The organism is Brevundimonas sp. GW456-12-10-14-LB3, assembly GCF_059424365.1.
In genome coordinates, this window is sequence record NZ_JBWKZJ010000004.1 from 61848 (window position 1) to 80273 (window position 18426).

At 67.2% G+C, this 18426-nt stretch carries 17 protein-coding genes; 5 read left to right on the forward strand and 12 right to left on the reverse strand.

Going from position 1 to position 18426, the window contains the following annotated elements:
• Positions 1 to 9 precede the first annotated feature (9 nt).
• Positions 10 to 933: an EamA family transporter RarD gene (gene rarD, locus AC07XS_RS03080; RefSeq protein WP_182713412.1), complete on the forward strand. Its 924-nt coding sequence runs from the start codon at positions 10 to 12 to the stop codon at positions 931 to 933.
• Here the strand turns inward: rarD and AC07XS_RS03085 are convergent.
• The 7 genes from AC07XS_RS03085 to AC07XS_RS03115 all read right to left on the reverse strand — a co-directional run bounded on the left by AC07XS_RS03085 (position 930) and on the right by AC07XS_RS03115 (position 7726).
• Complete coding sequence (locus tag AC07XS_RS03085; protein ID WP_182713411.1) at positions 930 to 2063, reverse strand: serine hydrolase domain-containing protein; 1134 nt, start codon at positions 2061 to 2063, stop codon at positions 930 to 932. The genes rarD and AC07XS_RS03085 overlap by 4 nt on opposite strands.
• 224 nt (positions 2064 to 2287) lie before the next feature.
• The gene (locus AC07XS_RS03090; RefSeq protein WP_054764641.1) at positions 2288 to 2557 is read right to left on the reverse strand and encodes an ATP synthase F1 subunit epsilon; all 270 of its coding nucleotides are present in this window, start codon (positions 2555 to 2557) and stop codon (positions 2288 to 2290) included.
• A complete protein-coding gene (locus AC07XS_RS03095; protein ID WP_182713410.1) occupies positions 2557 to 3075 on the reverse strand; it encodes a hypothetical protein in 519 nt (172 codons plus the stop codon). Before AC07XS_RS03095 ends, AC07XS_RS03090 begins: the two co-directional genes overlap by 1 nt.
• A 2-nt stretch (positions 3076 to 3077) precedes the next feature.
• Complete coding sequence (gene atpD / locus AC07XS_RS03100) at positions 3078 to 4613, reverse strand: F0F1 ATP synthase subunit beta (protein ID WP_182713409.1); 1536 nt, start codon at positions 4611 to 4613, stop codon at positions 3078 to 3080.
• Positions 4614 to 4650: 37 nt separating this feature from the next.
• Positions 4651 to 5529: a F0F1 ATP synthase subunit gamma gene (locus AC07XS_RS03105; protein ID WP_182713408.1), complete on the reverse strand. Its 879-nt coding sequence runs from the start codon at positions 5527 to 5529 to the stop codon at positions 4651 to 4653.
• 33 nt (positions 5530 to 5562) lie between these two features.
• On the reverse strand, positions 5563 to 7095 hold the full coding sequence (gene atpA, locus AC07XS_RS03110; RefSeq protein WP_182713407.1) for a F0F1 ATP synthase subunit alpha: 1533 nt from the start codon (positions 7093 to 7095) through the stop codon (positions 5563 to 5565).
• A gap of 76 nt (positions 7096 to 7171) precedes the next feature.
• On the reverse strand, positions 7172 to 7726 hold the full coding sequence (locus AC07XS_RS03115) for a F0F1 ATP synthase subunit delta (protein WP_054764637.1): 555 nt from the start codon (positions 7724 to 7726) through the stop codon (positions 7172 to 7174).
• 258 nt (positions 7727 to 7984) lie between these two features.
• Here AC07XS_RS03115 and AC07XS_RS03120 point away from each other — a divergent pair, with 258 nt between their 5' ends.
• From AC07XS_RS03120 to AC07XS_RS03130, 3 genes are all read left to right on the forward strand, one after another.
• Positions 7985 to 8860 (forward strand): endonuclease/exonuclease/phosphatase family protein, encoded by an 876-nt coding sequence (locus tag AC07XS_RS03120; protein WP_233455873.1) that lies wholly within the window; start codon positions 7985 to 7987, stop codon positions 8858 to 8860.
• 97 nt (positions 8861 to 8957) lie between these two features.
• Positions 8958 to 9785 (forward strand): TerC family protein, encoded by an 828-nt coding sequence (locus tag AC07XS_RS03125; protein WP_082382597.1) that lies wholly within the window; start codon positions 8958 to 8960, stop codon positions 9783 to 9785.
• Between the two features lie 2 nt (positions 9786 to 9787).
• Positions 9788 to 10561, forward strand: coding sequence for a glutaminyl-peptide cyclotransferase (locus AC07XS_RS03130; protein WP_182713406.1), 774 nt, complete (start codon positions 9788 to 9790; stop codon positions 10559 to 10561).
• Here AC07XS_RS03130 and AC07XS_RS03135 read toward each other — a convergent pair.
• Both AC07XS_RS03135 and katG read right to left on the reverse strand, forming a co-directional pair.
• Positions 10548 to 11129 (reverse strand): DJ-1/PfpI family protein, encoded by a 582-nt coding sequence (locus AC07XS_RS03135; RefSeq protein WP_054764634.1) that lies wholly within the window; start codon positions 11127 to 11129, stop codon positions 10548 to 10550. The genes AC07XS_RS03130 and AC07XS_RS03135 overlap by 14 nt on opposite strands.
• 117 nt (positions 11130 to 11246) lie before the next feature.
• On the reverse strand, positions 11247 to 13517 hold the full coding sequence (gene katG / locus AC07XS_RS03140) for a catalase/peroxidase HPI (protein WP_182713405.1): 2271 nt from the start codon (positions 13515 to 13517) through the stop codon (positions 11247 to 11249).
• A 144-nt stretch (positions 13518 to 13661) separates the two neighbouring features.
• Here katG and AC07XS_RS03145 point away from each other — a divergent pair, with 144 nt between their 5' ends.
• The gene (locus AC07XS_RS03145) at positions 13662 to 14561 is read left to right on the forward strand and encodes a hydrogen peroxide-inducible genes activator (RefSeq protein ID WP_054766817.1); all 900 of its coding nucleotides are present in this window, start codon (positions 13662 to 13664) and stop codon (positions 14559 to 14561) included.
• Positions 14562 to 14566: 5 nt separating this feature from the next.
• Here AC07XS_RS03145 and AC07XS_RS03150 read toward each other — a convergent pair whose 3' ends face one another.
• From AC07XS_RS03150 to acnA, 3 genes are all read right to left on the reverse strand, one after another.
• Positions 14567 to 15043, reverse strand: a complete 477-nt coding sequence (locus AC07XS_RS03150) for an RES family NAD+ phosphorylase (protein ID WP_182713404.1) — start codon at positions 15041 to 15043, stop codon at positions 14567 to 14569.
• Positions 15044 to 15045: 2 nt separating this feature from the next.
• Complete coding sequence (locus AC07XS_RS03155; RefSeq protein WP_182713403.1) at positions 15046 to 15513, reverse strand: antitoxin Xre/MbcA/ParS toxin-binding domain-containing protein; 468 nt, start codon at positions 15511 to 15513, stop codon at positions 15046 to 15048.
• Between the two features lie 127 nt (positions 15514 to 15640).
• On the reverse strand, positions 15641 to 18367 hold the full coding sequence (gene acnA, locus AC07XS_RS03160; RefSeq protein WP_182713402.1) for an aconitate hydratase AcnA: 2727 nt from the start codon (positions 18365 to 18367) through the stop codon (positions 15641 to 15643).
• Between the last annotated feature and the right edge of the window lie 59 nt (positions 18368 to 18426).

The following is an 18426-nucleotide window of genomic DNA, read 5'->3' on the forward strand; positions in this document are numbered from 1 at the left end:
AAGGATCCCATGACCGCCTCCCCCTCCCCCAACGATCCCCGCGCGGTCGGCACGGCCATCGCCTGCTACACCCTGTGGGGTCTTCTGCCCCTGCTGTTCATGGCCCTGGCGGCCCACGGCTTCAGCGCGCCCGAGATCCTGGCTCACCGGGCGGTCTGGTCGGTCTTCGTGGCGGGTCTGGTCCTGCTGCTGGCGGGACAGTGGAACGAGGCGAAACAGGCGCTGGCGACGCCGCGCGTCTTCGGCTGGCTGGCCCTGTCGGCGGCGATGATCGCGGTCAACTGGAGCCTCTATGTCTTCGCCACCACCCATCATGCGACGCTGGAGGCCAGCCTCGGCTATTACATCAACCCGCTCTTGAACATGGCCGCAGGGGCCCTGCTGTTCCGCGAGAAGATCGACCGCTGGAGCGGCGTCGCCATCGCCCTGGCCGCCGTGGGGGTGGCCGTCCAGACCGTCGCCCTGGGCCATGTGCCGATCATCGGACTGACGCTCGCCGTCACCTTCTGCGCCTATGCGGTGATCAGAAAGCGCGTGCCCGCCTCGGCCCAGACCGGCCTGTTCGTCGAATGTCTGGTGCTGATGCCGTTCGGCGCCCTGTTCCTGGCCTGGCTGGCGGCCCATGGGCAGGCGACCGGCTTTTCCTCGCCCGCCGGACTGGCCTGGGCCCTGGTCAACGGACCGGCGACGGTCATTCCTCTGGTGCTGTTCGCCTGGTCGGCGCGGCGTCTGCCCCTGTCCACCGTCGGCTTCATCCAGTTTCTGGCGCCGACGCTGCAGTTCGCCTGCGGCGTCTGGGCGGGCGAGCCCCTGACCCCGCTGCGGATCGTCTCCTTCGGCTTCATCTGGGCCGGAGCGGGCGTCTTCGCCCTGGGCGCGGCGCAGCGGTCGCGCGCCGCCCGACGCGCGGTCGTCCTGTCGGAAACCGTCTAGACCGCGGCGTAGAGGGCGTCCAGCAGGCGCCGGGGGCGCGGGTCGCCGATCAGGTGCGGCGACTGGCGCGTCATCACATAGGCGGCCGACAGGCGACGCGACGGATCGGCCATGGCCATGGACCCGCCCCAGCCGTAGTGACCGAAGGACTCGCCCGGTCCGAAGACGTTCAGCCCGTCGTTGCGCATCAGGCCCGCCGCCCAGCTGATCACATAGGGCAGCACCTTGTCCTGACCGTGGATCCGCTCGCGCGTCAGGTCGCGCAGCACGCCCTTGGACAGCACCCTTCGCCCGTCCAGCATCCCCTCATTGGCCACGACGCCCAGCATCCGCGCCAGGCCGGCCGCCGTGGCGTGCATATTGGCCGAGGGGATCTCCATCTTGCGCCATTCGGCCGAACCGCGCCCGCCCGGCGCCGAGCCCCGGTCCAGGAAGGCCGCCTGTTTGATGGGGTCGATGGTCCCCAGGCTGGGCGCCGCCGAGGGTTTGCGCATCTGGGCCACCCGCCCGTGCTGGTCCTCCGGCAGGCCGATCCACAGGTCCAGATCGGCGAAGTCTGCGCGCAGGGCCTGGCCCATGGTCCGGCCCGTCGTCAGGCGGAACACCTCATTGGCCAGATAGCCGACCGTGACCGGATGATAGCCCGAGGCCGTTCCCGGTCCCCACATGGGCGCCTGGGCCGCCAGCCGGGCGTTGACCGCCGCCGGATCGAACCACAGCGACGGCTCCACCGGCTCCGAGAAGCCGGGCAGGCCCGACTGGTGGCTCATCAGCTGGGCGACCGTGACCTTGTCCTTGCCGGCCTGGCCGAAGGCGGGCCAGATCTGGGAGACCTTCTCGTCATAGGCCACCTTGCCCGCTTCGACCGCCGTGGCCATCAACAGGGCCATCACCGCCTTGCCGGTCGAGAAGACGGGGGTCAGGGTGTCCTCGGCGAAGGGCGCCGTCTTGGCCGTATCGGCGTGCCCCGCCCACAGATCGACGACCGGCGCCCCCTCGATCATCACGCAGAACCGCGCCCCCGCCTCGTTCAGCCCCTCGGGCGCGTCAGTGAAGTTGGCGGCGAAAACGTCCTTCACCGCCGCGAAACGCGGATCGCAGACGCCGTGGATATCGAGAGCTTCGGTCATGGAGGCGTTCTAGCCCTTCCCCCGCTTGCGGGGGAAGTGTCAGCTCGTCGAGCGGAGCGAGACGGCTGACGATGGGGGAAGTCTTCTTCCGGAGTGAAACCTCCCCCTCCGTCGCTGGATCGCTTCGCGATCGACGCGACACCTCCCCCGCAAGCGGGAGAGGGCAAAGAAAAAGGCCCCCCGCCGAAACGGGAGGCCTCACTCTTTACGAGCCTGAGAAAGGATCAGGCCGCGACGACCTCAGTCGCCTGTTCGGCCAGGATGGTCAGGCCTTCGCCGTTGACGTCGGCGAAGCCGCCCTTGACGTCGTACTGGGTCCTGGTCCCGCCGACATAGACGGTCACCAGGCCCTCGCGCAGGGCGGTCATGAAGGGGGCGTGGGCCGGCAGGACGCCGAAGTCGCCCTCGACGCCCGGCGCGTCCACCTGGTCCACGAGGCCGGAGAAGACCTCGCGTTCCGGCGAGACGAGGGAGAAGTTGAGTTTGCCAGCCATCAGTCCGATGTTCCGATTTGATAGGAGGCGATGGAAACCGGGTAAGCCGCACCCGTACCCCAAATCGCCAGATAGATCACGGCCCCGCCAGCGTTCCTCTCAAACAGGACGCCCTTTCCGTTGCCGTCGTTTGACTCGCTGTTGAACGCCCAGTCTGCCTGAGCGCGCGTCTTGGCGATGAATTCGTCCCCCGCTTCCGGCCCATTCAGGTCCAAAATAGAGCAGGTCTCCCTACCCGTTTCGGCCGGACGCCCGACCATGATCCGAACGGGATCGATCGGCGTGCCGGAACGGGTGTAGGTGCGGGAGACTTCATCGGCCTTGACGGTAGAAGCCGCGCCTTTGAAACCTCTCTGTTCAAAGAACGCGCCTTCATCGATCAAGGCCGGGAATCGACCATCAGCCAGAAAGGCAGCACAAGCTCCCGCCATAGCTTCAAAATCTCCATCAGCCTGTGCCCGCGCCGAAACGGGCGAGGCCAGACAAAAGAGAATGAGGCTGGCGAGAGCCTTGCGCATGATCAGGCTTCCGCCGCCATCTTCTCGGCCTTGGCGACGGCCTCTTCGATCGGGCCGACCATGTAGAAGGCCGCTTCCGGCAGGTGGTCGTACTCGCCGGCCACGATGCCCTTGAACGAGCGGATCGTGTCCTTCAGGTCGACGAAGGCGCCGGGGGTGTTGGTGAACTGTTCAGCCACGTGGAAGGGCTGGGACAGGAAGCGCTGGATCTTGCGGGCGCGGGCCACGATCAGCTTGTCCTCTTCCGACAGCTCGTCCATGCCCAGGATGGCGATGATGTCCTTCAGGCCCTTGTACTGCTGCAGGACTTCCTGAACCGAACGGGCGACCTGATAGTGCTCCTCGCCGATCACCAGCGGGTCCATGATCCGCGAGGTGGAGTCCAGCGGGTCCACGGCCGGGAAGATGGCCTGGGCGGCGATGTCACGGCTCAGAACGGTCGTCGCGTCCAGGTGGGCGAAGGAGGCGGCGGGCGCCGGGTCGGTCAGGTCGTCGGCGGGGACGTAGATGGCCTGGACCGAGGTGATCGAACCCTTCTTGGTCGAGGTGATCCGCTCCTGCAGATTGCCCATCTCGGTCGCCAGGGTCGGTTGATAGCCCACGGCCGAGGGGATGCGGCCCAGCAGAGCCGACACTTCGGAACCGGCCTGGGTGAAGCGGAAGATGTTGTCGACGAACAGCAGGACGTCCTTGCCTTCCTCGTCACGGAAGTATTCCGCGATCGACAGGCCGGTCAGGGCGACGCGGGCGCGGGCGCCGGGAGGCTCGTTCATCTGGCCGTAGACCAGGGCGCACTTGGAGCCCTCGGTCGAACCGCCGTTCTTGGCCGGGTCCACGTTTACGTTGGACTCGATCATCTCGTGATACAGGTCGTTGCCTTCGCGGGTGCGCTCGCCCACGCCGGCCAGAACCGAATAACCGCCGTACGCCTTGGCGATGTTGTTGATCAGTTCCTGCATGGTCACGGTCTTGCCCACGCCGGCGCCGCCGAACAGGCCGATCTTGCCGCCCTTGGTGTAGGGGCACATCAGGTCGATGACCTTGATGCCGGTGACCAGGATCTCGGCCGAGGTCGACTGCTCGTCGAAGCTCGGGGCCTCCTTGTGGATCGGACGGTAAAGCTCGGTCTTGATCGGGCCGGCTTCGTCGATCGGCTGGCCGACGACGTTCATGATGCGGCCGAGGGTGCCGGGGCCGACCGGCGCCTGGATCGAGGAGCCGGTGTCGGTGACGGGCTGGCCGCGGGTCAGGCCCTCGGTCGTGTCCATGGCGATGGCGCGGACCATGTTCTCACCCAGGTGTTGGGCGACTTCCAGCACCAGGGTGAAGGGCTCGCCCGTCTTCTGGTCGACGTTCTGGGTGTGCAGGGCGCTGAGGATGGCCGGCAGATGGCCGTCGAACTCGACGTCCACGACGGCGCCGATGACCTGGGCGATGCGGCCCGTGGCGGCGGCGGAGACGGGGGCCGCTGCGGGAGCGACCTTCTTGGCGGCCGGCTTGCGGGCGGCGGGCTTCTTGGGGGCGACGGTGTCGGTCATGGCTGGGGTCCGTATCGGAATGTCTGTTCGGTCGGGATCAGAGGGCTTCGGCGCCGGCGATGATCTCGATCAGCTCGGTGGTGATCTGGGCTTGGCGCTTGCGGTTGTACTGCAGCGTCAGGGCGTTGATGAGGTCGCCGGCGTTGCGCGTCGCATTGTCCATCGCCGCCATCTGCGACCCGAAGAAGCCCGCCTGGTTCTCATAGAGGGCGGCCAGGATCTGGGTCGTCAGGTTGCGCGGCAGCAGGGTCTCGAGGATTTCCTCTTCCGAGGGCTCGTATTCATAGACCGCGCCGTTCAGGTCGATCGGGGCCGCGTCGCCCTCGACCACCGCCGGGATCAGCTGTTTGGCGGTCGGGACCTGGGAGATGACCGACCTGAACTGGCTGTAGAACAGGGTGACCACATCGGCCTGACCGTCCTCGAAGGCCGTGGCGATCATTTCGGCGATGGGCTGGGCCGAGGGCAGGCCCACCGTCTTGTGCTCGCTCAGTTCGAAGGTGCGGACCAGCTTGTCGCCGTACAGGCGCGACAGCTGATCGCGCGACTTGCGGCCGACCGCGATGATCCGGACGTCCTTGCCGTTCGCGATCAGGCTGTTGATCCGTTCGCGCGCGGCGCGGATGACATTGGTGGAGAAACCGCCCGCCAGACCCTTGTCCGCCGTCGCCACCACGATCAGGTGACGCTGGTCCTGACCCGTGCCGGCCAGCAAGCGCGGCGCATCGGCGCCCGAGACGCCGGCGGCCAGGTTGGCGATGACCGAGGCCATCTTCTTCGCATAGGGCCGGGCGCTTTCGGCCTGGTCCTGGGCGCGTTTCAGCTTGGCCGCGGCGACCATCTGCATGGCTTTCGTGATCTTCTGCGTGGCTTTCACGCTTCCGATCCGATTGCGCATTTCCTTGAGGCTGGCCATCCGGCGCTACTCTCTCAGCTTATCCGGTTGAACTCAGGCGAAGGTCTTGACGAAGGCGGCCAGGATGTCCTTCAGCTCGGCCTCAAGGTCGGCGGTCAGGTCCTTCTTGGTGCGAATGCCTTCCAGCAGCGAGGCGTGGTTGGCGTGGATGCGCGCCAGCAGCTCCTTCTCGAACCGGCCGACGTCGCCGACCGCGATGCCGTCGATATAGCCGCGCGTGCCGGCGTAGACCGAGACGACCTGTTCTTCCATCGACAGGGGCGAATACTGGGGCTGCTTCAGCAGCTCGGTCAGGCGGGCGCCGCGGGCCAGCAGCTTCTGGGTCGAGGCGTCCAGGTCCGAGCCGAACTTGGCGAAGGCGGCCATCTCGCGATACTGGGCCAGCTCGCCCTTGATGGTGCCGGCGACCTTCTTCATCGCCTTGGTCTGGGCCGAGGAGCCCACGCGCGACACCGAGATGCCGACGTTCACGGCCGGACGGATGCCCTGATAGAAGAGGTCCGATTCCAGGAAGATCTGGCCGTCGGTGATCGAGATCACATTGGTCGGAATATAGGCCGAAACGTCGTTGGCCTGGGTCTCGATGATCGGCAGGGCGGTCATGGAGCCCGAACCATAGTCCTCGTTCAGCTTGGCCGAACGCTCCAAGAGGCGGCTGTGCAGGTAGAAGACGTCGCCCGGATAGGCTTCGCGGCCCGGCGGACGGCGCAGCAGCAGCGACATCTGACGATAGGCCACAGCCTGTTTGGACAGGTCGTCATAGACGATCAGGGCGTGCATGCCGTTGTCGCGGAAGAACTCGCCCATGGCGGTGCCGGCGAAGGGCGCCAGGAACTGAAGCGGGGCCGGTTCCGAGGCCGTGGCGGCGACGACGATGGTGTATTCCAGAGCGCCCGACTCTTCGAGGGTCTTGACGATCTGGGCGACGGTCGAACGCTTCTGGCCGATGGCGACGTAGATGCAGTAGAGCTTGGCGCTCTCGTCGTCGGTCTTGTTGACGTTCTTCTGGTTCAGGATGGTGTCGACGGCGACGGCGGTCTTGCCGACCTGACGGTCGCCGATGATCAGCTCGCGCTGGCCGCGGCCGACGGGGATCAGGGTGTCGATGGCCTTCAGGCCGGTCTGCATCGGCTCGTGGACCGACTTGCGGGGGATGATGCCCGGCGCCTTGACGTCGACGCGGCGGCGCTCGGTGAACTGGATCGGACCCTTGCCGTCGATCGGCTCGCCCAGCGGGTTGACGACGCGGCCCAGGAGGCCCTTGCCGACCGGCACGTCCACGATCTCGCCCAGGCGGCGCACGTCGTCGCCCTCGGCGATGGCGGCGTCGGCGCCGAAGATCACGGCGCCCACATTGTCGCGCTCCAGGTTCAGGGCCATGCCCTTGACGCCGGCCTTGGTGAACTCGACCATTTCGCCGGCCTGGACATTGTCCAGACCGTGGATGCGGGCGATGCCGTCGCCGACCGACAGCACGCTGCCGACGTCGGAAACGTCGGCTTCGACGCCGAAGTTGGCGATCTGCGACTTGAGGATGGCCGAGATTTCAGCGGCGCGGATGTCCATGACGGGCTCTCTGTTCTTCAGTCTTTTTGCGGTTGCGCCGTTCAGGCGCCGACAATCGGGTGGACGGGGGCGGCGCTTACGCGCGCTTTAGGGCGAACTTCATCTGGTCGAGCTTGGTCTTCAGCGAGGCGTCGAACAGTTTCGAGCCGACCTTGACCTTCAGGCCGCCTAGGATGGCCGGATCGACCCGCGTGGTCAGTTCCGGCGCCTTGCCCAGGCTCTTGTTCAGCGCGGTCTTGATCGCGGCCAGCTGTTTGGCGTCCAGAGGCTGGGCCGAGACCACTTCGGCGGCCACGATCCCGGCGTGTTTGGCGTAAAGGCGCTCGAAACCGGCGATCACGGCGGCCAGATCACGGGCGCGGCCGTTCTGGGCCAGCAGGCCCAGGAAGTTGACGGTGTTCTGTTCGAACCGGGCCTTGGCGGCGACGGCGGTCAGGCCCTTGGCTTGGTCGTCGGCCGAAATGACCGGCGAGGTCGCCAGGCGGCGCAGATCGGCGCTCTCGGTCCAGGCGGTCTTCAGCGAGACGACGTCGGCGCGAACGGCGTCCAGGCGGCCGGTTTCCAGCGCCAGATCAAACAGCGCCTGTGCGTAGCGATCGCCGACTTCCGTCGTTCTGAAATCATCAGCCACTGATTAGGGTCCGAGGTCGTTGTGTCAGGGTCGCGACCGACTGCGAGGGTCGCAACGGTCAAAAGCTTGAAATGCTTGCGGAAAGCACGACAGAGGCCGTATTGGTGAATACGCCCCCTTCAAGCCGGGCGCCTGATAGCACGGGGTTTTGCCGCTCGCAACATTGCGTGAAGGGTGAAGAAGCCGCACCCGGCGTCGCACCTCGGTCATAGCCCCGTGCGACATTCGTCTTTCTTCTCGTCGTCTTAGAGATTCGCCATGAAGTTCCGCGTCCTGATGATCGCTCTCGTCACCGTCCTGACGGGAACGGCCGCCGCCCGCGCCGAGCCTTTCGCAGCGCCCGAGCCACAGCCGATCCGGCTGATGAGCTACAACATCCGCTACGACGCCCCTGACGATCGGCCGAACTGGCCCGAACGGCGCCCGCACATGGCGCGTCAGATCGCCTTCTTCGCCCCGGACGTGCTGGGCGTTCAGGAGGCCCTGATTCCCATGGTCGCCTATCTGGCCGAACAAGCGCCGGACTACGACCACTACGGCCTGGGTCGCGACGACGGGGCCGAGGGGGGCGAGACCACCACCCTGTTCTGGCGACGCGACCGATTCGAGGTCGTCCGCAAACAGACTCTCTGGTGTTCGCCGACCCCGGATCGCCCTTCGAAGGGCTGGGACGCGGCCCTGCCCCGCACCCTGACGCGGGTGGTGCTGCGCGACCGTTCCGACGGTCGTCTGCTGGACGTCCGCAACGCCCATTTCGACCATGTCGGCGTGGTCGCCCGTGAACAGTGCGCCGCCCTGGCTGCGGACCTGCCGCCTGCGACCGCCGAGGGCGAAACGGCGGCCGTGGTCTTGCTGGGCGACTTCAACACCGGGCCCGACAGCGCCCCCTATCGCCGGATCGTGTCGGCCGGCCTGCGTGACGCCCGCACCGTCAGCCCCGTCGTCTTCGGCCCTTCGACCACCTATAACGGCTTCGACCTCGCCAAGGCCGCGGACGGGGCGCCCATCGACCATGTCTTCGTCGATCGCCGCCTGGCGGTGGAAAGGTTCGGCGTCCTGACGGACTCCTTTTCGGGCCAGGTGATCTCGGACCACTTCCCCTTGGTGGTCGATGTGACCTTCGCCGCGCGGTGAGCCAGGGTGCGACCATTGCGCCGCACCCCCGCGCTTGATCGGAACCTGAGCCGGGCCTAGCTGTTCCCGCCGACGCCTTTCCCCTCCTGGACATTCCATGCTCGACAGCATCCTGCCCCTTCTCTCCGACCCGGCCGCCTGGGCGGCCCTGGTGACCCTGGTGGTGATGGAGGTCGTGCTCGGCATCGACAATCTGATCTTCATCTCGATCCTGTCGAACAAACTGCCCGAGCATCAGCGCCAGAAGGTGCGGCGCATCGGCATCGGCCTGGCCCTGGTCATGCGCCTGGCCCTGCTGTCGATCATCGCCTGGCTGGTGGGCCTGGTTCAGCCGGTCTTCACCGTCGCGGGCAACGAATTCTCGTGGAAGGATCTGATCCTGATCGCGGGCGGCCTGTTCCTGGTCTGGAAAGCCACCAAGGAGATCCACCACACGGTCGATCCCACGCCCACCCATGACGTCATGGACAAGAAGGACGTGATGATCACCAACGCCGGGGCGGCCATCTTCCAGATCATCCTGCTGGACCTGGTCTTCTCGATCGACTCCATCCTGACCGCCGTGGGCATGACCGAGCACCTGCCCATCATGGTCGTCGCCGTCCTGGTCGCCGTGACGGTGATGCTGCTGGCCGCCGACCCGCTGGCGAACTTCATCAACGACAACCCCAGCGTCGTCATGCTGGCCCTGGGCTTCCTGCTGATGATCGGCATGGTGCTGATCGCCGACGGCTTCGGCTATCATGTGCCCAAGGGCTATATCTACGCCGCCATGGCCTTCTCGGCCGGGGTCGAGGCCCTGAACATGCTGGGCCGTCGCTCCGCCTCCAAGAAGGAAAAGGCCGAGGCCGCCCGCGCCGAAGCCGAACGCGCCGAGGCCCGCGCCCGCAAGGCCGAGGCGGAAGCCGCCGCCGAAGGCGCCTGACCATGCCGCGCCCGCCCCTGCGCTTCGCCGGCCTGATCGTCGGCCTGCTGCTGGCGGCGGGCGCGACCCTGCCCGCTCAGGCCGAGGTTCCGACCCAGGCCTATCAGGTGGTGCGCGCCTATCCGCATGACCGGACGGCCTTCACCGAGGGCCTCTTCTTCCACGAGGGCGCCCTTTACGAGAGCACGGGCCTCTATCCGTCGTCGGTGCGCCAGGTGCGTTTGCAGGACGGTGAAATCCTGCGTCGGCGCGACCTGCCCACCGTCTATTTCGGCGAGGGTTTGGCCGCGTTGAACGGCAAGCTCTACAATCTGACCTGGCGCAACCACATCGGCTTCATCTTCAAGCTGGAGGACTTCTCGCCCCTGGGCGGCTTCTCCTATCCGGGCGAGGGTTGGGGGCTGACCACCGACGGACGCCGACTGATCATGAGCGACGGCACCGATCAGATCCGCTTCCTCGATCCCGACACCCTGGCCGAGACCGGCCGGATCTCCGTCACCGCCGACGGTCGGCCGCTGGACCAGATCAATGAGCTGGAATGGATCGACGGCGAGGTCTTCGCCAATCTGTGGCAGGACAACCGCATCGCCCGCATCGACCCGGAGACCGGTGTGGTGAAGGCCTTCATCGACCTGACGGACCTGGTCCCCAAGGACGCGGGCCTGGACCCGAACGACGACGTCCTGAACGGCATAGCCTGGGACGCGGCGGGCAAGCGGCTGTTCGTCACCGGCAAGCGCTGGCCCCAGCTGTACGAGATCAGGCTGCGCTGACCGGGGCGAGGTGTTCCGCGCCGAACAGGCTGAGATAGGCGTCCAGCTCGGCGCTCTTCAGACCCAGCGAGTCCAGCACCGCCCCCATGAAGCTGACCGGCGCCGTGCCCGCCGCCGTGACGACCCGATCGGCCAGAACGGCGCGAGGCTGGTCGCGGTAATGGGCCGCCCCGCCGTATCCGGTGATGGAGAGGCTGTCGGGCCCGTTGGCGGTATGGGGCCTCTGGTCCAGAAGCCCAGCGCGCGCCAGGGCCAGGGTTCCGTCGCAGATGCCGCCCACCGTCTTGCCCGCCCCATGCGCCCAACGCAGCAGGTCCGAGACGTCCGGCGCGCCGGGCTGACGCCAGATGGAGCCGCCGTTGACCAGGATGGCGTCCACCGCCTCGACGTCGATGTCTTCGATCGAAAGATGGGGAACGACCAACAGGCCGCCGGCCGACACCACCTCCTCCCCATCGGGAGAGGCGAACAGGGTTTCGAACCCATAATGGCTGCGCGCGCCCGCCATGATCAGGGCGGTCTCCCAATCCGCATAGTCCGGCGTCAGAAGCGTTACGATGGTGGTCATGGCGGCGTCCCCTGCTGTCGCCCCGGTTTAACGGCTATGCGTGACAGTTCATCAGACAAGGATAAGGGCGGACGCCTTGCGACGTCCGCCCCCTTTCGCCTCTGCTTCTGCGCCCCATCAGCCGCGCAGGTCGAACCGGTCCAACTCCATGACCTTGGTCCAGGCCGCCACGAAATCTTCGACGAACTTCTTCTGGGCGTCGGCGACGGCGTAGACCTCGGCCAAGGCGCGCAGCACGGCGTTCGAGCCGAACACCAGGTCCACGCGCGTCCCGGTCCAGCGCAGGGCGCCGGTTTGGCGGTCGCGGCCTTCGAAGACGTCGCGCGCCGGGCTGGTCGGGGTCCACTTCACCCCCATGTCCAGCAGATTGACGAAGACGTCGTTGGTCAGGACGCCGGGCCGTTCGGTCAGCACCCCGTGGGTCGAGCCGCGCACATTGATGTTGATGGCGCGCAGGCCCCCGATCAGCACCGTCATCTCCGGCGCCGTCAGGGTCAGCCGCTGGGCCTGGTCGATCAGCAGGGCCTCGGCCGGGACGCTGTAGCGGGCCTTCTGATAGTTGCGGAAGCCGTCGGCGACCGGCTCCAGATAGGCGAAGGATTCGACGTCCGTCTGGTCCTGGCCGGCGTCGGTCCGACCGGGATTGAAGGGCACGGTCGTCTCATGGCCGGCCGCCCTGGCCGCCGCCTCGATCCCGGCGTTTCCGGCCAGGACGATCAGATCGGCCAACGAGACCTTCTTGCCGCCGACCTGGGCCTGGTTGAAGGCGGACTGGACGCCCTCCAGGGTCTTCAGGACGCGGTCGAGCTGTTCAGGCTGGTTGACGTCCCAGTCCTTCTGCGGGGCCAGGCGGATGCGGGCGCCGTTGGCGCCGCCGCGCTTGTCCCCGCCGCGGAAGGTCGAGGCCGAGGCCCAGGCGACGCCGACCAGTTCGGACACGCTCAGACCCGTGGCGAGGATCTGGGCCTTCAGGACGGCCGCGTCGGCGGCGTCGATCAGCGGATGGTCGACGGCCGGAACCGGGTCCTGCCAGACCAGCTCCTCCTTGGGGACTTCCGGCCCGATATAGCGCGAGCGCGGGCCCAGATCCCGGTGGGTCAGTTTGAACCAGGCCCGGGCGAAGGCGTCGGCGAAGGCCTGAGGATTGTTCAGGAAGCGCCGCGAGATCTTCTCATAGTCCGGGTCGAACCGCAGCGACAGGTCCGTGGTCAGCATGGTGGGGCGACGCATCTTGGTCGGATCATGGGCGTCGGGGATGATGAAGCCCGCATCCTTGGCCACCCACTGGTGGGCGCCGGCCGGCGACTTCTCCAGCTCCCATTCGAAGCCGAACAGGTTTTCGAAGAAGAAGTTGCTCCACTGGGCCGGGGTCTGGGTCCAGGTCACTTCCAGGCCGCTGGTGATGGCGTCCCCGGCCTTGCCGCTGCCGAAGCTGGAGGTCCAGCCCAGGCCTTGCGCCTCCAGTTCGTCCGCCTCGGGCTCGGGGCCGACATGGTCGGCCGGGCCGGCGCCGTGGGTCTTGCCGAAGGTGTGGCCCCCGGCGATCAGGGCCACCGTCTCCTCGTCGTTCATCGCCATTCGGGCGAAGGTGTCGCGGATGTCGCGCGCGGCGGCCACCGGATCTGGATTGCCGTCCGGTCCTTCCGGATTGACGTAGATCAGCCCCATCTGGACCGCCGCCAGCGGGTTCTCCAGATCGCGCGTATGCTGGACCCCGTCGGCCGTGTCGTCGGCGACCAGAACCGCTTCGTCGGCCGGCTTGTCCACCCCGTGCGAGCCGCGGACATAGCGTTCGTCGCCGCCCAGCCAGGTGGTCTCGCGACCCCAGTAGACGTCCTGGTCCGGCTCCCAGGTGTCCTCGCGCCCGCCGGAGAAGCCGAAGGTGCGAAAGCCCATGGTCTCAAGGGCCACATTGCCGGTCAGGATGAACAGGTCGGCCCAGGAAATCGCCTGGCCGTACTTCTGCTTGATCGGCCACAGCAGACGGCGCGACTTGTCGATATTGACGTTGTCCGGCCAGGAGTTCAGCGGGGCGAACCTCTGCTGGCCGCGCCCGCCGCCGCCCCGGCCGTCGCCGACGCGATAGGTGCCGGCGCTGTGCCAGGCCATGCGGATGAACTGCGGCCCGTAATGGCCGAAATCCGCCGGCCACCAGTCCTGAGAATCCGTCATCAGGGCGCGCAGGTCGGCCTTCAGCGCCTCATAGTCCAGCTTGGCGAAGGCCTCGCGATAGTTGAACGTCTCGCCTAGGGGATTGGAGCGCGAAGAATGCTGGTTCAGCAGGTCCACGCGCAGCTGTCCCGGCCACCAGTCGCGGTTTTGGACGCCGCCGCCCGCGACGGACTCCGTCGTGCGGCCCGAAAAGGGGCATTTGGCTTCGGTGGTCATGCGGCGTGTCCTTCTGCTTCGAGACGGCGCCAAGCGGCGCGCCTCAATGGCCCCTGTGATGTGAGGGATATTGGACACGCGGCCGAGAATAACTCCAATCGATTGTCTTTGTATTTTGCATAGGCCGAGCCTATGTATCGCGCCATGCTCCCTACCCTGCGTCAACTCCAGTATCTGAAGCTTCTGGCCGAACACGGCAGCTTCTCCCGCGCCGCCGAGGCCGCCCACGTCAGCCAGCCCGCCCTCAGCGCCGGGGTGCAGGAACTGGAGCGGATTTTGGGCGCCCCCGTCGTCGAGCGGGCGCGCGGCGCCGTCATCATGACCGCCGTCGGCGCCGAGGCCGTGCGCCGGGCCGAGGACGTCCTGGCCCGGACCGAAGATCTGGTCGAGGCGGCCCAGAACGCCGGCCGTCCGCTGTCGGGGCGGTTCCGGCTGGGCGTCATCCCGACCGTCGCCCCCTTCCTGCTGCCCGCCAAATTACCGTCGCTGAAGACGGCCTATCCGAACCTGAAGCTCTTCATCCGCGAGGATCTGACGCCGCGTCTGATCGCCGCGCTCAAGGCGGGTCAGATCGACGCCGCCGTCATCGCCCTGCCCTATGAGGCGCCGGGGATCGAACACGCCCGGATCGGCGACGACGAGATCCTGGCCGCCGCCCCGGCCGACCACGCCCTGGCGGCCCCCGGCCCGATCCGTCCCGGTTCGCTGAAATCCCAGGACCTGATCCTGCTGGAGGACGGCCATTGCCTGCGCGACCACGCCCTGGCGGCCCTGGACATAGAGGCGCCGCGCGGCGACGACGTCTTCGCCGCCACCAGCCTGCACACCCTGATCCAGATGGTCGGCTCAGGGCTCGGCGTCTCCTTCCTGCCCAGGATGGCGGTCCAAGCCGGCCTGGCCGACACCCCGTCCGTCGTCATCCGCCCCTTCGAGAACCAGGCCGACGGCGTCCCGCCCCACCGCGAAATCGTCGTCGCCTGGCGCTCCGGCTCCAGCCGCGCGGCCGAGGCCCGGCTGCTGGCCGAGGCGCTGAAGCTGGATTGAGGGCGTCAGCTGAACAGCCGGCGGTCCCACCAGACGGGGACTTCGAGTCCGACCGCGATCCGTCCGAAATCAGGGTGGGCGGCGTTGAAGACGAAGTTGCGCTCCATGCGGGCGACGACAGACGGAACGATCAAAACGGCCGAACGACCCTGCATGAACCAGTCGCGGCCGAAGGCGCGCGCCGCCGCCCCGCCCGGCTCGGCCCAGCCGGGAACGAGATCGGGATTGACCACCTCATAGGACAGGCCCGCAGGCACGCTGATTTCAACATAGTGCTGACCGTTGGGCAGTTCTCCGCCGAAGTGGACCAGTTTCTCCAGCATGGCTGTAGAATAGTGTTCAGCGGCGTAGATCACCCGCTGGCCCGCCTCATGCCATCGCCCCGACGCCAGACGCGCGCCGCCGTCGCTCCAGATGGGATGCTCTCCGCGCGGATCTCCGATGCGATAAGCCTTCAGCGCGTCGCTCAGAACGCGAACCATGACTAGACGGCGAAACCGGCGTCGGCGCGACGAATCAGATTGATGACGGCGTCTGCGCCGGCCGAGCTGGACTGGGCCATCGCCAGGGGGGTGCGTCCGCCCAGCAGCTGATGCGGGCTGTTCAGAAAGCGGACGATGGCCGAGGTGTCTCCATGGTAGGCGCGGCTGACGGCGTCGACGACCCGCCCGACCTCGTAAAGTCGCTCGCTCATCTCGCGCGACAGCGGCTTCCGGTTCGTCCGCGCCCGGCGCAACGTCGCCTCCGGGATCAGCCTGCCGACGACGTGCGGCATGCCGATCACCTGGCCCAGGGCGGCGGCGGAGGTCGGCTTCAGTCCACGCGACACCTGATCGGCGAGCCCGACATCGTCCAGCGGCTCGGCGTCGCCGAGACCCAGAAGCCGGCCGATCCGCGCGGCGTCGCTGGCCGGCAGGGCGTCGGGTCGGGCGTAGAGGTCGAGTGCGGTCATGATAGAGGTCCGTTCGTCGTATGACTTCTATATAGTCGTCAAATGACGAACAGGCCAGTGATGCTCCAAACGAAAAGGGCCGGCGGATCGCTCCGCCGGCCCTCTTTGTATCTCGGCGAACCGCTGCCTATTCGGCCGCGATCGGCGCCTCGGTTTCCGGGCCGCGCGCGAGGTTGCGCAGGACGTAGGGCATGACGCCGCCGGCCAGCAGATAGTCCATCTCGGTCTGGTTATCGATGCGGCAGCGGACCGGGAAGCGGGCCATCTTGCCGTCCGACGGGCGGAACAGCTCGACCCACAGGTCCTGACGCGGGCGCAGCTTGCCGACATTGGCGTCGGACAGGCCGCGGATGGTGACGATCTCCTCGCCGGTCAGGCCCAGCTTCTGCCAGCCGTCCTGTTTGAACTGCAGCGGCACCACGCCCATGCCGACCAGGTTGGAGCGGTGGATGCGTTCGAAGCTTTCGGCGATGACGGCGCGAACGCCCAAGAGGCGGGTGCCCTTGGCCGCCCAGTCGCGCGACGAGCCGGTGCCGTACTCCTTGCCGGCGAAGACGACCAAGGGCCGGCCTTCCGACTGATACCGCATGGCGGCGTCATAGATCGACATGGTGTCGCCCGACGGGAAGTGCTTCGTCACGCCGCCCTCGATCTCGGGCGTGATCCGGTTCTTGATGCGGATATTGGCGAAGGTGCCGCGCATCATGACTTCGTGGTTGCCGCGGCGGGCGCCGTAGCTGTTGAACTCGGCCGCCTCGACGCCGTGGTTCGTCAGATAGACGCCGGCTGGCGAGGTCTTCTTGATCGAACCGGCCGGGGAGATGTGGTCGGTGGTGATCGAGTCGCCGAAGATGGCCAGGACGCGGGCTTCGACCACGTCCTGCACCGGGGTCAGCTCCATCGACAGGCCGTCGAAATAGGGCGGGTTGGCCACATAGGTGGAGGCGTCGTCCCACTCATAGGTCTGGCCGCCGGCGACCTTGATCGCCTGCCAGTGCTTGTCGCCCTTGAACACGTCCTTGTAGCGTTTGGCGAACATGGCCGGGGTGACCGACTTGCGCTGAATGTCGGCGATTTCCTGGGTGGTGGGCCAGATGTCCTTCAGGAAGACGTCATTGCCGTTCTTGTCCTGACCGATCGGATCCTTGGTGATGTCGATCCGCATCGAGCCGGCGATGGCGTAGGCCACGACCAGAGGCGGCGAGGCCAGATAGTTGGCCTGGACGTCGGGGTTCACCCGGCCTTCGAAGTTGCGGTTGCCCGACAGGACCGAGGTGGCGACCAGGGCGTTGTCGTTGATCGCCTTGGAGATCGCCGGGTCCAGCGGGCCCGAGTTGCCGATGCAGGTGGTGCAGCCGTAGCCGACCAGGTTGAAGCCCAGGGCGTCCAGATCCTTTTGCAGGCCGGCGTCGGTCAGATAGTCGGTGACGACCTGCGAGCCGGGGGCCAGCGAAGTCTTGACCCAGGGCTTGGCCTTCAGACCCAGGGCGTTGGCCTTGCGCGCCACCAGGCCGGCGGCGATCAGGACCGAGGGGTTGGAGGTGTTGGTGCAGGAGGTGATGGCGGCGATGACCACATCGCCGTCGCCGACGGTGAAGCCTTCACCCTCGACGGCCGCGCGCGGGGCGTCGGCGGGACGGTTGAAGACCTCGGTCAGGGCGGTCTCGAAGGCCGGGGCGGCCGCGGTCAGTTCGACGCGGTCCTGGGGACGCTTGGGGCCGGCCAGCGACGGCACGACCGTGGCCAGGTCCAGCTCCAGCACGTCGGTGAAGACCGGGTCTTCCGAGGTCTCGTCGATCCACAGGCCCTGGGCCTTGGCGTAGGCTTCGACCAGGGCGACGCGCGTCTTGTCGCGGCCCGTGGCGGTCAGATAGCCGATGGTGGCGGCCGAGACGGGGAAGAAGCCGCAGGTGGCGCCGTATTCCGGGGCCATGTTGGCGATGGTCGCCTGGTCTTCGATCGTCATGTTCGGCAGGGCGTCGCCGAAGAATTCGACGAACTTGCCGACCACGCCCTTCTTGCGCAGCATCTGGGTGACGGTCAGCACCAGGTCGGTGGCGGTCGTGCCTTCCGGCAGACGGCCGGTCAGTTTGAAGCCGATGACTTCCGGGATCAGCATCGGGATCGGCTGGCCCAGCATGGCCGCCTCGGCCTCGATGCCGCCGACGCCCCAGCCCAGAACGGCCAGGCCGTTGATCATGGTGGTGTGGCTGTCGGTGCCGACGACGGTGTCGGGATAGGCGACGGTCTTCTTGCCCTCTTCCAGGGTCCAGACGGTCTGGGCCAGGTTCTCCAGGTTCACCTGGTGGCAGATGCCGGTGCCGGGGGGCACGACGCGGAAGTTGTTGAAGGCCGACGAACCCCAGCGCAGGAAGTTGTAGCGCTCGATGTTGCGCTCATATTCGCGCTCGACGTTCTGGCCGAAGGCCTTGGGCGTGCCGAAGTGGTCGACCATGACCGAGTGGTCGATGACCAGATCGACCGGCACCAGCGGGTTGATCTTGGCGGCGTCGGCGCCCAGGGCGCTCATGGCGTCGCGCATGGCGGCCAGATCGACCACGGCGGGCACGCCCGTGAAGTCCTGCATCAGGACGCGGGCGGGGCGGAAGGCGATCTCGTGCTCGACCGAGCCCTTGTTCTCGACCCAGGCGGCGACGGCCTTCAGGTCGTCCTGCGTCACCGAGACGCCGTCCTCGTTGCGCAGCAGGTTCTCCAGCAGCACCTTCATCGAGCGCGGCAGGCGGGAAATCCCGGCCAGACCCGCTTCCTCGGCGGCCGGAAGGCTGTAATAGGCGTATTTCTTGCGCCCGACGGAAAGGTCCTGGCGGGTGTTGAAGCTGTCGATCGACGGCATGGAGAGTTTTCCTCTGGTCAGCGCCGCCCGACAATCCGGTTGCGCCTTCGCGCGGCAGA